This is a genomic window from Shewanella carassii (genome assembly GCF_002777975.1).
GTDB classification, from domain to species: Bacteria; Pseudomonadota; Gammaproteobacteria; order Enterobacterales; family Shewanellaceae; genus Shewanella; species Shewanella carassii.
Genome location: NZ_NGVS01000028.1, coordinates 33,547 through 47,318 on the forward strand (window position 1 = coordinate 33,547; position 13,772 = coordinate 47,318).

Consider the following 13,772-nt stretch of genomic DNA (forward strand, 5'->3'; position numbering starts at 1 on the left):
CCATGTGTACTCTGCGTCGGCTTACGGGCTTGGATGCAAGGCGTGGTTCGCAGCAAATGGCCCTAGTCCTTTGCAAGAAGCACAACACAGCAGGCAGGCCTGTAAGCCACGCCCTTCGGGGCTTTCACAGCAACCGGCTCTCTGCGTTATCCGACTTCGACAGGCCCCGGCATGCCTTCAGTCAGATGCCTTGAACGCCAATTGCTGTGCAAGCCAGAGTGCTACGAGGACTTATTCGCACCTTCCTTAGGGTTATAGTGTACTTTTGTCGGGCTTTATCCCTCGGGCAGACTTGTGTAGGCTATTGATAAAAAAGTGAAAGCTAAATCAGCTCTCCGCAGAATAATCATAATAAGACTCAAGGAAACCCCTATGCTCAATCGCGCCTCCCGGCCACTGGTCAAGCTGGTGGATAAGTATCTGCCCGATCCCTATATCTTCGTGCTCCTGCTTACTCTATTGGTGTTTGCTGCCGCCATGCTCGGCCAGCAAAAGACACCGGTAGAAGTGCTGGGTTATTGGGGCAGCGGTTTTTGGAACCTGCTTAGTTTCTCGATGCAGATGTTGCTGGTGTTGGTGGCCGGTTTTATGCTGGCCAGCTCGCCGCCGGTGAAGAAGTTGCTGGATGCCACAGCGTCCCTGGCCCGCAGCGCGCCGCAGGCTATCATACTGGTGACCTTGGTCTCCTTGGCGGCCAGTTGGCTTAACTGGGGGTTCGGTTTGGTGGTTGGTGCCCTGTTTGCCAAGGCGTTGGCGCGCCGGGTCAAGGTGGATTACCGTTTGCTGGTGGCTAGCGCCTATTCGGGCTTTGTGGTCTGGCATGGCGGCTTGGCGGGCTCGGTGCCCTTGACAGTGGCCACACCAGGACACTTTGCCGAGGCGCAGATAGGCATTATTCCTACCTCGGAAACTATTTTTGCCGGCTTTAATCTGCTGCTACTTGCCTTGCTGTTTATCATAATGCCGCTGGTCAATCGCTTTATGCTGCCGGATGACAAAGAGTCAGTGATAGTCGATCCTGCGCTGCTCGAGGATGCTGCGCCGACTCAGAGTGAGAACAAACGCCCGGCCGACTATCTGGAGAACAGCCGGATACTCGGGATCCTGGTGGGCCTGTGTGGTCTCGGGTATCTGGGGTATTGGTTCTTTGTTCAGGGGGGCAGTCTTAACCTCAACATAGTCAACTTCCTGTTTCTGTTCCTGGCGATAACCCTGCACCAGACGCCGCGCAGTCTGCTGGTCAGTCTCAATGAGGCGATTAAGGGCGGCGCCGGGATAGTGATCCAGTTTCCCTTCTACGCCGGCATCATGGCGGTGATGGTACAGTCCGGGTTGGCACAGAGTATCTCTTCGGGTTTTGTTGCCATTGCCAGCGCCGAGTCACTGCCATTCTGGAGCTTTATCAGCGCCGGGGTGGTGAATATCTTCGTGCCATCCGGTGGCGGCCAGTGGGCGGTACAGGCACCTATCATGTTGCCGGCCGCCGAGGCTCTTGGCGCCGATGTCGCCAGGGTCGCCATGGCGGTGGCCTGGGGGGATGCCTGGACCAACTTGATCCAGCCTTTCTGGGCGCTGCCTGTGCTGGCCATTGCCGGGCTCAAGGCCCGGGATATCATGGGTTTTTGTCTGATGCAGCTGCTGATCACCGGCGTGGTGATAAGTGTTGCCCTCAGCTGGTTTTAGGCCAGCTATGCTTGCTGATCCCCTTGATATACAGGCTCTTGTGATAGGCCCAACCGAAAGCGAGGATCAGCAGCAACCCCGAAACCACAGGGGTTAGCAAAAACTGCCAGTCGGCCCCGGCCAGCATTACCAGCAAGGGGTTGGCGCCGGCCGGTGGATGTGTGGTGTTGGTCAGCATCATCAGGCCGACACCCAGGCCGGTTCCCAGCCCCAGTGTCAGCGGCGACACTCCCAAGGTGTGCAATAACAAGAGGCCCAGAGCGCAGGTGAGCAGATGGCCGAAGAAGATGTTTTTCGGCTGCGCCAGCGGGCTTTGGGGTAGGGCGTAGAGCAACACCATAGTGGCGCCGAATGGTGCCATCAGCAGCAGACTCCAGCTCAGGTTCTGCGTCAGCATCTCCTGTAATCCCGCCAGTAATCCAATACAGCTTCCGGCGCCCAGTGTGGCCCAGGCGGCAGCCTGCCAACGGTTTGTCGCCGCTTGGGCTGTGTTTTTTGCAGCAGGTGTTGCGGTCAGGGGCGGTGTGTTGTCCATATCTGTTTTCCTTTGGTTGTCAGCATTTTTGCTTGGTAGAACAATCGGTCTACTTTTTATGGTAGACAGACCGTTCTACTTTTGTCAAACTCAGATTGAATCGTTAAGGAGCGTGAGATGGACAAGGTTTCCCAACTGCTTGCCGGCGCCTTTGAACTCTTTTATCGAGAGAGTGTGCATGGGGTGGGCATCAATCAAATTCTGGCCGAGGCCGGCATAGCCAAGAAGACCCTTTATCATCATTTCGAGGGTAAGGAGGCTCTGGTGCTGGCCGTGGTGCGTTATCGCGATCAGCTGTTTTTTGATTGGTTGAATCAAAGGCTGGAGGCGGCGCAAACGCCGACGGAGCTGGTTCATGAGCTGTTTAACGCCCTGGATGATTGGTTCAACAGCCGGGTTGAATCCCTGAGCCAGTTTCGCGGCTGTTTCTTTATCAATACCGCCGCCGAGTATCCCTCACCCGAGCATCCGGTAAATCGTCTCTGCCGTGAGCATAAGGCCAGGGTTCAAAATGAGCTTGAGCAGAAGTTGTCGCCTTGGCTTGGCAACGAGCGCGCTCGTGAGTTGGCCGGGCAGTTGTGTTTGATTAAAGAGGGGGCGATAGTCTCGGCCCAGCTCGTCAGTCGGCAGTATGCTGCCGAGCGCGGCCGCAAGCTGGCACTGAGCTTACTTGATTAAGCCTAGATGATTGAGCCTGCTTGATAGGTGAGCTTGCCCTTGAGTTTAGAGCCAACCGTTAAAAGGCTATCTCGGGCAGCTGTGCCAGCCATCCCAGCTTAAGAGCGGCGCCAAGCACCAACAGGTTGAGGCCGACACAGCACCAGAACAGGAGTCTGAAACTTGTTTTACTGGTCTTGTGGCGAAACTGATGGCGTGCCAGTAAAGCGCCGGGCCAACCACCGAGCAAGCCGGTCAGTTGCAGGGTCGACTCCTTGGTGCGCCAGCGGCCAGTTTCGGCGGCCTTTTTATCACGGGCATAGAGCCAATAACAGAGAAGGCTCAGCAGCAGATACCAGACGGGCACCAAGAGCGGCAGCTTACCCAGTGCCACTAAAGCCAGTAGCAGCAGGGCAAACAGGGCGGTGAGCTTGCCGATGAAAGACTTGTGACTGCTGCGCTTATTCTGCTGACGCTGTTTTTGTTTGAGTCTGCCCCTGTCCTCGGGAAAGAAGGCCTGTTTTGCCTGGCGCCGACCCTTGTCATCCAGGGTGATGTCAAAGGTCAGCACGTCGCCTACTTGTGGCCTGCGACCGCTCAGGCTCAGTGACTTAATGTGCAGAAACACCCGTTCACTGCCGTCATTGGGGCTGATAAACCCAAAGCCTTTATCGTCCTGCCAATGGCTGACTTTTCCTTTGTGCTTCATGTGTTTGACTCGTGAGTATTTATGGCGTTATTGATTGGCTTATTGCCGAAGGCCAGACGGCGCCAGAGCCATTCCAGCGGCCCTTGGTTGAAGAACCTAAGATAGCAGCTGGCCAGTATTATCTGTACCAAGGCAAAACCCAGGGCTATGGCCAGGTAGTCTATGCGCTCAAGTGTCAGCAGCAATTCGGGCGCCTGATGGCGAAACAGCCAGATCCCAAAACAGGACTGCAGAATATACAGGCTCAAGGGGATCCGGCCAACCGCCTGCAGGCGCATTTGCAGCCATGGCAGGCGTCGGCCGAACTTAACTAACAGATGCGCATAGACGATAGCCATGGGAATGGCGCTCAGCATGACCAGAATATCGGAAAGCATCACCAGTTTGGGGCGGGATTGCAGGCTGAGAATCGTGTCCGCCAGCGACAGCAGCAAGCTCAGTGCCAGCAATTTCCCCAATTTGCCCTGGGGTAAACCTTGGTCAAACAGCCCGCGACGATACAGGCTAATCCCCAGCAGCATCACACCGCTGATAAACCACAGCAGAGTAAATGGCAGGGAAATCAGCATCAGCAAGGTCATAAACAGGTGCATCAGCAACTGCTCGCCATAGCTGCCGGTCTAGGCGCTGTATTGTTCATTGAAGAGGGCGTTGCCGCGGATCCAGGCTTCATCACCCGGCAGAAAGATCATCAGGCCATAGGCCAGGATGCCTATGGCGATAAAGAGCAGTGCCCGCCTTTGCTGGGCTTCAATCTCCAGGTTACGATAATGCCAGGCGAGGAGGCCGCAAATGCTATAGGTGAGCAGGATATCCCCCGGCCAGATAAACAGGCTGTGCAGCGCCCCAAAGAGCATCAGCCAGAGTAAGCGCGAGCGGATTAAGGGGAAGGGCTCCAATCCTCTGGCGAGGAAATTCTGTTGTTGAATATAGAGGCCGACACCGAAGAGCATGGAAAACAGGCTGAGGAAGCGCCCCTCCAGCAGAAAATTACTCAGGGTTTCGGTAATGGCATCGGTTAAATGAAACTCGGGAAAGGGCGCATAACCATATAAGGTGACGCCCATAAAACTCACATTGAGAAAGAATATCCCTAATACCGCCAGCCCTCTGACGGCATCGATATTGGGGTTGTGACTGATTTTGACCGGCTGTCCCTGCATCTTTTCCCTGCCTATTTTTGTATACCATCTATGGCTTTTATTAACAGAGCCAAGTTAGCAATCAAACCCGAATGAGGGAAGTGCTCGCTTGTTTCAAATTATGATCCCTTCTCGGTCGCGTTTTTAGCCGGCTTGGCCGAGATCCAGAGCCTGATATTGCCCTTGACCACCAGGATATCATTGCTGTCATAGGCGAGCACCTCGACATCAAGATCCCCCGGCTGCCAGGCGTTGGCATCAACCTTGGCCACACAGCGGATATCGCTGCCGGCCTTGGCGGTGTAATCCAGCATCATGCCCTTGGGGATCCAGCGCAGATGAGGTGGTATTGAAGCCTCGGCCATGACCCCCATCGCCATTTCCAGGCCGTTGCAGATGGCAATGACATGTACTGTACCTATGTGATTCTCCACTGCGCGGCGTTTACGCAACAGGCATTCACAGTAGTTGGGCTCCAACTGAGTAATTATCGGCTTGATACTGCCAAAGTAGGGTGCCATCCGGCTGACCAGCAAGGAGAATATCTTATTGCCAAAGGGCAGGCGCCGGCATTTGTGATACAAGTTCAGGGTCGAATTGGCGGTTTTACTCATAGTGATTCCTTGTGGGTATTCCTTTTTGATGTTTTTTGTTGGTATAGGGTAATGTTTTTGTTATTACTCTGGTCGGATGAGTGTGTATGCTGACGAGCGCTTTGGCAAGAGCCAAGAGGCAAGAGTTAAAAGGAAAGAGGCACGAGCTAAAAGGAAAGAACCAAGAGCATTGGCTGAGATGATCGAGGGGCTCGCCAATCTGAGCTGGGGCTGAACAGATAGAATAAAAACGCGTGGCAGCAACTGGTGCCTGTGCTTAAATGGCGGTTTCTTCTGGAAGGTGCGAATGGGTGAACCTTTTGCAAGTGCAAGAATCACTTCCTTGGACAATCCAACTTCAATCAGGATTGGTATAATCCGCGAGAATTATCAAAACAGTAGTAAGGAAACCTAGTGAAATTTCTGTTGACCTACCTCAAGGGGCTGGCCATGGGGGCCGCCGATGTGGTGCCCGGCGTTTCCGGGGGAACCATAGCCTTTATTACCGGCATCTATGACACCCTGCTGGAAAGTATTCGCCGTATCAATCCCAGTCTTTGGGGCATTATACGCCGTGACGGCATCAAGGCGGCGTTTGCGCATATCAATGGCGCCTTTTTGTTGAGTCTGTTGGCGGGGATCCTCAGCAGTATTCTGAGCCTGGCCAAGCTTATTTCTTACCTGCTGGCACATCATCCTATTCCTGTATGGTCATTCTTTTTCGGGCTGATCCTTATCTCTGTGGTGCATATGCTGCGCCAGGTCAAGGGCGGTTTTTCACTGCCGCGACTATTGATATTCGCGTTGGGAGTGGCCTTTGCCTGGGGCATTACCGTGCTGAGCCCGGTCGAGTTGGAGGCCAGTTACTTTAATATTTTTGTTGGCGGTGCCATTGCCATTTGCGCCATGATACTGCCAGGGATATCCGGCAGCTTTATCCTCTTGCTGTTGGGGCTTTATCCAGCCGTGCTGGCGGCGGCCAAGAATATCCAGTTGGACATTCTCGGCTGTTTTGCTGTCGGCGCCGTGATAGGTATCCTGAGTTTCAGCCATCTGCTGTCGGCGTTGCTGCGGCGCTTTCACGATGCCACCCTTATCTTCCTTACCGGGCTTATGCTGGGGACGCTGGGCAAGATCTGGCCCTGGAAACAGACGCTGAGCTGGCGCACCAATTCCCATGGTGAGCAGGTACCCCTGGTGCAGCAAAACCTGTCACCCTTTGGCTTTGAGCAACTGACACAGCAGCCGCATCAGTTGGGGTTGGCGCTCTTGTGTGCCGCCGCTGGAATTGGCCTGGTACTCCTGGTTGAGCGTCTGGGGGCAGGCAAGCAATAATTTCAGGCGTTAGTGCCCTGCAGTGAAAGATATCAATGACAGAAAACGGGAGCTCAAGGCTCCCGTTTTTTATCTCCCTTCGAATCTCTCTTAAATGCCTTTGCGTTACAGGTTTCATCCAAGATGGGTCTTGCTTCGCCAGCGGATAGCCCAGGCTTGCTGGGCTTGACTCCATTTAAGGTCTTGTATGACTTGCCGGCAAGTCGATCCTTCTTTACTAAAAAATATTGTACAAAAACTTGATCCTTGTACAGGTGTATGCCTTAATCTACTACAAGGTTATACAAGGATTCTCAATATGTACAAGTTTGAGCCGCAGCGAATTCAACTGGGTATCAGTGCCTGCCTGTTGGGGCAGCAGGTGCGTTTTGACGGTGGTCATAAGAATTCTGTCTATTGCCAGCAGGAACTTAGGCAACATTTCGACTTTGTGCACGTCTGTCCTGAGATGGCGATAGGTATGGGCGCGCCGCGCAAGAGCATACGTCAGGTGCGCCGCGGTGATGAGATTAGGATCCAGAGCCGTGATGCCAGCCTGGATGTAACCGAGAGCCTGCAAAGTTTCAGTGAGCAAAAAGTCGCTGAGTTGGGGTTTTTAAGCGGTTATCTGCTTTGTGCCAAATCACCTACCTGCGGCATGGAACGGGTCACTGTCTACAAGGAAGGCGGCGATCAGGGGAATCGCAGTGGCATAGGTGTGTTCGCCAAGGCCCTGATGCAACGCTGGCCACAACTGCCGGTTGAAGAAGAGGGGCGCTTGAACGATTTGGTGATCAGGGAAAACTTTTTCACCCGGGTGTATGCCTTCCATGACTGGCAGTGTCTGCTGCACTCCGGCTTGAGCCTGCATAAATTGACCCAATTTCATGCCAGATACAAATACCTCTTGTTGGCGCACAGTCCGGCTCATTATCGCCAACTTGGCCCCTTGCTGGCTGAAGGTGGTGAAGACTTGCAGGAAACTGCCCGGCGTTACTTCGAAGGCTTTATGGAGGCGCTGAAAAATAAGGCAAGTCGCCGCAATCACACCAGTGCGCTGCAACACATTCAGGGCTATTTCAAACAAAAACTGACCAAGGCACAGAAGGCTGAGCTTAGTCAGGTGATAGATGAATATCGTCAGGGGTTGCAACCTCTGTTGGTGCCGCTGACATTGATTAAACATTACTTGAGGGAGCATCCGCAGCCGTATATTGCGGCCCAGGTTTATCTCAACCCTCATCCACAGGAGTTAAAACTGCGTTATGCCTACTGATAACATTGCCAACCTTTCCATCGGCGAAGTCGCCAGACTGACCGGGGTGAATCCTGTCACCTTGCGCGCCTGGCAGCGACGGTTTGGACTGGTTATCCCGCAGCGCACCCCCAAGGGCCATAGACTCTACACTCAGGAGCAGGTGCAACAGATCCGTGAAATCCTCTCCTGGCTTGAGCAGGGCGTGGCCATCAGCAAGGTCAAGCCACTGCTCAGTGGCCAGACAGAAAAACAGCTGCAGCAAGAAAATGAAGACGACGACTGGCTGAAGTTCAGCAGCAGTCTCACCGAGGCGGCACTTTCTCTCAGCAGTGCCCGCTTTGGCCGCTTGCTGGATGATTTCAGTGCCCTCTATCCCATCGCCTTGTGTTGTCGGCGCTTGCGCCATTGGTTGCAAGTATTGGACACCCAACTCGATGAACGCCTCGACGGCGCATTTGTCCGCAGTTGGCTCGAAAGCCGTCTGGCTCACTATGTCGGCGCCCGCAGCGAGCAGTTGCTGCGCCAGAAACCCCGCTGGCAACTTCTTTATCTGCCGCTTGGCAAGCAGCCGGCCTGGAGTGAGATCTTGTTGCAACTGGAGCTTATCACCCGGGGTGTCAGCCTTTTGCCGCTCAATATAGAGGAGCCTTTGGAAGGCCAGGGGCTGCAACTCTTGGCACACAGGCTGCCGCTGCAGGGGCTCTTGTTGCTGCCACCTTCCCAGTTGCCGGGCAGCAGTGTCAAAGCCCTGTTCCAGTTGGCGAGCGCTTTGGAATATCCATTGATCTTGAGCGGGGATTATGTGGCGGCTCACGCCAATGCCTTTGAGCACTATGCCAAGGAACTGGCTGTGACTGAAAAAGGCGCCAACAAGAACCGGGAGCCCGTCAAGAATCCTGTGCTTTGCAGCAGCAATGCCGCCATATTGGCACTGCTGGGTCAGGCCGAGTCCGCCTCAAAACAACCGGAGGACAAGTAACATGTCCCAGTCCTTGCCCAATCATGTGCCTTCCAGTGAAAAGGCCTGTGTTGCCATCTGGTTTCGCAGCGATCTGCGCACTTCAGATAACCAGGCCCTGTGGCTGGCGTGCGAAGCGGCAAGGGCCCAAGGTCTGCCGCTGCGGGGTTTTTATATTGCGACTCCGGCCCAGTGGCAGCAGCACTCTGTTGGTCCCATGCAGCTGGATTTCATCGAGCGCAGCATCAATCAACTGCAACGGGCGTTGGCATCTTTGGGGATAGCTTTTGATTTATTGAACTGTGACGATTTCTCTTTGGTGAATGTCACTGTCGAGGAATATTGCCAACGCCAGGGCGTTAAGCAGATTTTTGCCGGGCGCGAGGTGGAGATTAACGAGCAGCGCCGGGATCTGGCGCTGGCGCAGCTCACCGGGACTATAGGGGTGGGCCTGCAGTTTACCGATGAGCACTGTCTGCTGCCGCCCGGCAGCGTCCGTACCCAAGGCGGCGAAATGTATCGGGTATTTACCCCCTTCTTTCGCCGCTGGCGTGAGCTGCTGGGAAGTGAGGCGATAATGCCGCTGCCGGTACCTGCGCCTCTGGCCCCGGCTTTACCCGAACCCGCAGAGCTGAGTTTTAAGGTCAGCAAACAAGGCAGTAAACAAGATAGCAAACAAGACAGCCACCACTGGCCAGTGGGTGAAGGGGCGGCCAGGCAGCGCCTCGATAGCTTTATTGCCAACCAGCTTGCCGATTACGGCCAGGAGCGGGATTTCCCGGCGCTCGATGGCACCAGTTGCCTGTCGCCCTATCTGGCGTTTGGTATTCTCAGCCCGCGGCAATGTGTGGCGGCGCTGCTCAATCGCTTCCCCGAGGCTATGGCAGAGGACAATAGTCCGGGTCGCAGCTGGCTGGCTGAGCTGGCCTGGCGCGAGTTTTACCGCCATCTGCTGCATGCCTGGCCCCAGCTGTGTATGGGGCGCAACTTCAACGCGCTCGGTGATGACATAGTCTGGCGGAACGACCCGCAAGAGTTTGCCGCCTGGTGCGAGGGCCGTACCGGTTATCCGCTGGTGGATGCCGCCATGCGTCAGCTAAACCAGACCGGCTGGATGCACAATCGGCTGCGAATGGTGACCGCCAGCTTTCTCACCAAACACCTGTTGGTGGACTGGCGCTGGGGCGAGCAGTATTTTCGGCGCGCCCTGATAGATGGTGACCTGGCAGCCAATAACGGCGGCTGGCAGTGGTCTGCCGGCACCGGCTGTGATGCCCAGCCTTATTTCAGGATCTTCAACCCCATGAGCCAGAGTGAAAAGTTCGACCCTGACGCCAGTTTTATCCGCCGTTATCTGCCTGAATTGGCGCACTGGCCGCTTAAACAGATACACCATCCGGGCACAGCCGCATCGTCTCGCTTCACCGAGCCGAGTCTGTTCGCCACTGCGGCTTATCCGCCACCTATAGTCGAGCACAGCGCGGCGCGGCAAAGGGCGTTGACCGCCCTGTCCGTGCTGAAAAAGTCTGCCTGAACTCAGTTCATTAGCCGAGGGATTATCATGATCAGCCACTCAGTCGCCGCGGACATAGCACCCGCTTCACAGCCGGCAGCGCCGCAGTCTCAGGAGATTATTCAGGCATTTATTGCCTTGTATCAATCCCTGGGCCCTGAGCAACTGCCCACATTGCGCCAAAGGCTGCAGGCCGTCTATGCGCCTGAGATCTGTTTTTGCGATCCCATGCACCGACTGGAGGGGCTTGAACAACTGGAACAGTATTTTGCCGGTTTGTATCGCAACCTGACCGAAATCGCCTTTGAGATCACTGATGTCTTGCCCGCCGGGGACCAGGCCGCTATCAGTTGGCAGATGAAGTACCGCCACCCCAAATTGAACCGGGGGCAGAGCATCAGCGTCGATGGTATCAGCCTCATCAAGTTTGGCGACAAAATCCATTATCACAGGGATTATCTGGATCTGGGGCAGATGCTCTATGAACAGTTGCCGCTGCTGGGCTCAGTGGTGCGCATGGTCAAGGGCAGGGCAAGCCGATGAAGACGGTATTGATCACGGGTGCCAGCTCAGGCATAGGTGCCGAGCTTGCCAGACAATATGCCGCCGCCGGTTGGCGGGTCTTGGCCTGTGGCCGCAATGAACAAGCTCTGGCCGCCCTCGAAGGCTGCGAGCCTTTGAGGTTCGATGTCACGGACAGAGACTCGGTGCTGAAGCTGGGCAGCAAGCTCAAATTGGAGTTGGGCCAAGCCGACTGTGTGGATCTGCTGCTGCTCAATGCCGGTACCTGTGAGTACATAGACGAGGCTATGGCCTTTGACAGCGCCCTGTTTGAGCGGGTTATCCGCACCAATCTGTTGGCTGTGGGCTATTGCCTGGAAGCCTTTATGCCTTTGCTTGAGCGTGGCAGCCAACTGGCGCTGATGAGTTCAAGTGTTGTGATGCTGCCTTTCCCGAGGGCGGAGGCCTATGGCGCCTCCAAGGCCGGGATCAGTTACCTGGCGCAGAGCTTGCGGCTCGATCTGGCCCACAAGGGAATAGATGTCAGCGAAATTCGCCCGGGCTTTGTTAAAACGCCGCTCACCGACAAAAATGACTTCGCCATGCCGATGCGGATTTCCGCCGATAAAGCCGCCAACACCATCATCCAAGCCCTGGCCGCCAGACGGCGCCTGATTGCCTTTCCCGGGCGTTTTATCTGGCTGCTGACTCTGCTGAGCTGGCTGCCCCGCAGTTGGCTGGCCGCCGCCCTTGGTAAACCCTCTGCAAAAAACGGGAGCCCAGTATGACAGTTTCAACCGGCAATAAGCCGCGCATCGCCATAGTCGGTTCGGGGATCTCCTCGCTCACTTGTGGTTATCTGTTGTCACAGCAGTATGAGGTGACGTTGTTTGAAGCAGCCGATTATCTGGGTGGGCATACGGCCACTGTGGATGTTGAGCTTGACGGCAAACCCTACGCCATAGACACAGGGTTTATTGTGTTCAACGATCGCACTTATCCCAGGTTTCAGGCCTTGATGGCCCGGGTCGGTATCAAGGCGCTGGCGACCGAGATGAGCTTCTCGGTGCAAAACCTTGTCAGCGGTCTTGAATACAACGGCCATAGCCTGGCGACCCTGTTTGCGCAAAAGCGCAACCTGCTGAGTCCGACTTTCTGGGGGTTCCTGAGGGAGATTTTGGCCTTCAACAGCCGCTGCAAAGCCTTGTACCAAAGTGGTCGTTACCCGGCGGTGACGCTGGGGGAATTTCTCGACCAGCAGGGGTTTTCCGACTTCTTCTGTCAGCACTATATCCTGCCGATGGGCGCCGCTATCTGGTCGTCCAGCATTCAGGATATGCGCGCCTTCTCGCTGCCATTCTTTATCCGTTTCTTTGAACATCATGGACTGTTGGCCGTCAGCAATCGGCCGCAGTGGTATGTGCTCGAAGGCGGCTCCCGCAGTTATATTCCGGCGCTCAGCGCGCCCTTTGCCGAGCGGGTGCATCTCAACTCGCCGGTAGCACAAATCCGCCGCCAAGCGGGGGGCGTGCAGCTCAGAGTCAAGGATAGCTGGCATGAGTTTGATCAGGTGATCCTCGGCTGTCACAGCGATCAGGCGCTGGCCATGCTCAGTGACGCCAGTGAGCTGGAGCGGGAGATACTCTCCAGGCTTAAATACCAGGATAACCAGGTGACCTTGCACACTGATACCTCGCTGTTACCGAAGCATCGCGCCGCCTGGGCCAGTTGGAATTATCGTCTCGATGGTGATGCCAGCCGTCCCGCCTGCGTGACCTACAACATGAATATTTTGCAGCGCCTGCCAAAGTCTGCACCGGATTTTTTGGTGACCCTGAACCAGGATGAGGCGATAGCCGAGGACAAGGTGCTCAAACGTTTTGTCTATGCTCACCCGGTATTCAATGAACAGAGCCAGGCGGCGCAGCAACGCCGCAGCGAGATCTGCGGCCAAGACAGTATCCATTTTGTCGGCGCCTACTGGTACAACGGCTTTCATGAAGACGGGGTACGCAGCGCCCTGGATGTTTGTGAAAGGTTCGGGGTGAGCCTATGAAACCTGAAACGGGTCTCTACCTCGGCAGCGTCAGTCACTTGAGGCTAACGCCGGTAAGGCACAGCTTTCGCTATCCCTTTGCCTTGATGCTGCTGGACTTGGATGACTTGCCAAGGCTCTCATCCCTCAGCGGCTTGTTTGGTGAATCCCCTTGGTCAGTGCTGCGTTTTCGGCAGCAGGATTACCTCAAGGCGGCTTCAATATCGAATACTGCCTCATCGCTTAAACAGCGGGTACTGGATAAGGTGATTGCGCTCGGCGGCGAGGCCGGCTGCGACAGCGTGCTGTTCGCCGGGCAACTGCGCCACTTTGGGCTCTATTTCAGCCCAGTCAATTTTTTCTACTGCTTTCAAGGTGATGAATATAAATACCTGTTGGCAGAGGTGAGCAATACCCCCTGGAATGAGCGTCACTGTTATCTGGTGTCGGCCGAGGCGCCGGCGCTTGGCGACAAGTGCTTCCATGTATCGCCTTTTATGTCGCTGGATTATCGCTATCGCTGGCATATTCCGGCGCCGGCAGAGCGGCTCGACTTGCGGATCAGCAATCTGCCCGGCAAGGGAGATGAGGCAGAGGCTGTCCCCGAGTCGCAAAAGGTCAGCTTCGATGCGGTATTAAGCCTCAAACGCCGCCCCTTCAATGGTCGTGAACTTAGACGTTATCTGTGGGGCTTTCCCTTGATGAGCCTGAAAATTCTTTGGCTCATCTATTGGCAAGCGCTGCGTTTGTGGCTTAAGCGGGTGCCCTTTGTGCCTTACGAGCGCAGGCCTCAGGGCGGCACGGACTGAGGCTAAGGAAGGTGCGAACAAGTCCCATGTGTACTCTGCATCGGCTTACGGGCGTGGATGCAAGG

The 13,772-nt window shown here is 55.4% G+C and carries 15 protein-coding genes; 10 read left to right on the forward strand and 5 right to left on the reverse strand.

The genetic code is table 11. The features are described 5' to 3' along the window. The first annotated feature begins 372 nt into the window (after positions 1-372). Complete coding sequence (locus tag CBE72_RS13490; RefSeq protein ID WP_100144140.1) at positions 373-1,683, forward strand: short-chain fatty acid transporter; 1,311 nt, start codon at positions 373-375, stop codon at positions 1,681-1,683. On the opposite strand, the gene CBE72_RS13495 is transcribed toward CBE72_RS13490, so the two are convergent. Beyond that, positions 1,670-2,218: an HPP family protein gene (locus tag CBE72_RS13495; protein ID WP_162206685.1), complete on the reverse strand. Its 549-nt coding sequence runs from the start codon at positions 2,216-2,218 to the stop codon at positions 1,670-1,672. The two genes, CBE72_RS13490 and CBE72_RS13495, sit on opposite strands and share 14 nt — an antisense overlap. Positions 2,219-2,335: 117 nt before the next feature. Here CBE72_RS13495 and CBE72_RS13500 point away from each other — a divergent pair, with 117 nt between their 5' ends. Beyond that, entirely contained in the window at positions 2,336-2,896 is a 561-nt protein-coding gene (locus tag CBE72_RS13500; RefSeq protein WP_039034316.1) for a TetR/AcrR family transcriptional regulator, read from the forward strand. 58 nt (positions 2,897-2,954) lie between these two features. On the opposite strand, the gene CBE72_RS13505 is transcribed toward CBE72_RS13500, so the two are convergent. The 4 genes from CBE72_RS13505 to CBE72_RS13515 all read right to left on the reverse strand — a co-directional run bounded on the left by CBE72_RS13505 (position 2,955) and on the right by CBE72_RS13515 (position 5,340). Continuing rightward, positions 2,955-3,584, reverse strand: coding sequence for a DUF1294 domain-containing protein (locus tag CBE72_RS13505; RefSeq protein WP_100144142.1), 630 nt, complete (start codon positions 3,582-3,584; stop codon positions 2,955-2,957). Next, positions 3,581-4,177, reverse strand: a complete 597-nt coding sequence (locus CBE72_RS20245; RefSeq protein WP_167387672.1) for a DUF418 domain-containing protein — start codon at positions 4,175-4,177, stop codon at positions 3,581-3,583. The genes CBE72_RS13505 and CBE72_RS20245 overlap by 4 nt, the downstream gene beginning before the upstream one ends. A gap of 27 nt (positions 4,178-4,204) precedes the next feature. Then, positions 4,205-4,747, reverse strand: coding sequence for a DUF418 domain-containing protein (locus tag CBE72_RS20250; protein WP_167387673.1), 543 nt, complete (start codon positions 4,745-4,747; stop codon positions 4,205-4,207). A 98-nt stretch (positions 4,748-4,845) separates the two neighbouring features. Then, positions 4,846-5,340 (reverse strand): hotdog fold domain-containing protein, encoded by a 495-nt coding sequence (locus CBE72_RS13515; protein WP_100144144.1) that lies wholly within the window; start codon positions 5,338-5,340, stop codon positions 4,846-4,848. 393 nt (positions 5,341-5,733) lie between these two features. Between CBE72_RS13515 and CBE72_RS13520 the strand changes: the two genes are divergently transcribed. From CBE72_RS13520 to CBE72_RS13555, 8 genes are all read left to right on the forward strand, one after another. Then, entirely contained in the window at positions 5,734-6,654 is a 921-nt protein-coding gene (locus CBE72_RS13520; RefSeq protein WP_039034313.1) for a polyprenyl-phosphate transporter, read from the forward strand. A 298-nt stretch (positions 6,655-6,952) separates the two neighbouring features. Next, the gene (locus CBE72_RS13525) at positions 6,953-7,909 is read left to right on the forward strand and encodes a YbgA family protein (protein ID WP_100144146.1); all 957 of its coding nucleotides are present in this window, start codon (positions 6,953-6,955) and stop codon (positions 7,907-7,909) included. Beyond that, a complete protein-coding gene (locus CBE72_RS13530; protein ID WP_100144148.1) occupies positions 7,899-8,870 on the forward strand; it encodes a MerR family transcriptional regulator in 972 nt (323 codons plus the stop codon). The genes CBE72_RS13525 and CBE72_RS13530 overlap by 11 nt, the downstream gene beginning before the upstream one ends. Position 8,871: 1 nt before the next feature. Next, positions 8,872-10,383, forward strand: coding sequence for a deoxyribodipyrimidine photo-lyase (phrB, locus tag CBE72_RS13535; RefSeq protein WP_100144150.1), 1,512 nt, complete (start codon positions 8,872-8,874; stop codon positions 10,381-10,383). A gap of 27 nt (positions 10,384-10,410) precedes the next feature. Continuing rightward, positions 10,411-10,905 carry a nuclear transport factor 2 family protein gene (locus CBE72_RS13540; protein WP_100144152.1) on the forward strand — a complete coding sequence of 165 codons (495 nt, stop codon included), beginning with the start codon at positions 10,411-10,413 and terminating at the stop codon, positions 10,903-10,905. Beyond that, on the forward strand, positions 10,902-11,651 hold the full coding sequence (locus CBE72_RS13545; RefSeq protein WP_039034311.1) for an SDR family NAD(P)-dependent oxidoreductase: 750 nt from the start codon (positions 10,902-10,904) through the stop codon (positions 11,649-11,651). Before CBE72_RS13540 ends, CBE72_RS13545 begins: the two co-directional genes overlap by 4 nt. After that, positions 11,648-12,919, forward strand: a complete 1,272-nt coding sequence (locus CBE72_RS13550) for an NAD(P)/FAD-dependent oxidoreductase (RefSeq protein ID WP_039034310.1) — start codon at positions 11,648-11,650, stop codon at positions 12,917-12,919. Before CBE72_RS13545 ends, CBE72_RS13550 begins: the two co-directional genes overlap by 4 nt. Next, the gene (locus tag CBE72_RS13555; protein WP_100144154.1) at positions 12,916-13,707 is read left to right on the forward strand and encodes a DUF1365 domain-containing protein; all 792 of its coding nucleotides are present in this window, start codon (positions 12,916-12,918) and stop codon (positions 13,705-13,707) included. The genes CBE72_RS13550 and CBE72_RS13555 overlap by 4 nt, the downstream gene beginning before the upstream one ends. Positions 13,708-13,772 lie beyond the last annotated feature (65 nt).

Bases quoted from the DNA above. Each gene is read 5' to 3' on its own strand.
- CBE72_RS13550 (WP_039034310.1), top strand. From the start codon at position 11,648: ATGACAGTTTCAACCGGCAATAAGCCGCGCATCGCCATAGTCGGTTCG.
- CBE72_RS13490 (WP_100144140.1), top strand. From the start codon at position 373: ATGCTCAATCGCGCCTCCCGGCCACTGGTCAAGCTGGTGGATAAGTAT.
- CBE72_RS13515 (WP_100144144.1), bottom strand. From the start codon at position 5,340: ATGAGTAAAACCGCCAATTCGACCCTGAACTTGTATCACAAATGCCGG.
- CBE72_RS13530 (WP_100144148.1), top strand. From the start codon at position 7,899: ATGCCTACTGATAACATTGCCAACCTTTCCATCGGCGAAGTCGCCAGA.
- phrB (WP_100144150.1), top strand. From the start codon at position 8,872: ATGTCCCAGTCCTTGCCCAATCATGTGCCTTCCAGTGAAAAGGCCTGT.
- CBE72_RS13500 (WP_039034316.1), top strand. From the start codon at position 2,336: ATGGACAAGGTTTCCCAACTGCTTGCCGGCGCCTTTGAACTCTTTTAT.
- CBE72_RS20245 (WP_167387672.1), bottom strand. From the start codon at position 4,177: ATGCACCTGTTTATGACCTTGCTGATGCTGATTTCCCTGCCATTTACT.
- CBE72_RS20250 (WP_167387673.1), bottom strand. From the start codon at position 4,747: ATGCAGGGACAGCCGGTCAAAATCAGTCACAACCCCAATATCGATGCC.
- CBE72_RS13525 (WP_100144146.1), top strand. From the start codon at position 6,953: ATGTACAAGTTTGAGCCGCAGCGAATTCAACTGGGTATCAGTGCCTGC.
- CBE72_RS13540 (WP_100144152.1), top strand. From the start codon at position 10,411: ATGATCAGCCACTCAGTCGCCGCGGACATAGCACCCGCTTCACAGCCG.
- CBE72_RS13555 (WP_100144154.1), top strand. From the start codon at position 12,916: ATGAAACCTGAAACGGGTCTCTACCTCGGCAGCGTCAGTCACTTGAGG.
- CBE72_RS13505 (WP_100144142.1), bottom strand. From the start codon at position 3,584: ATGAAGCACAAAGGAAAAGTCAGCCATTGGCAGGACGATAAAGGCTTT.
- CBE72_RS13545 (WP_039034311.1), top strand. From the start codon at position 10,902: ATGAAGACGGTATTGATCACGGGTGCCAGCTCAGGCATAGGTGCCGAG.
- CBE72_RS13495 (WP_162206685.1), bottom strand. From the start codon at position 2,218: ATGGACAACACACCGCCCCTGACCGCAACACCTGCTGCAAAAAACACA.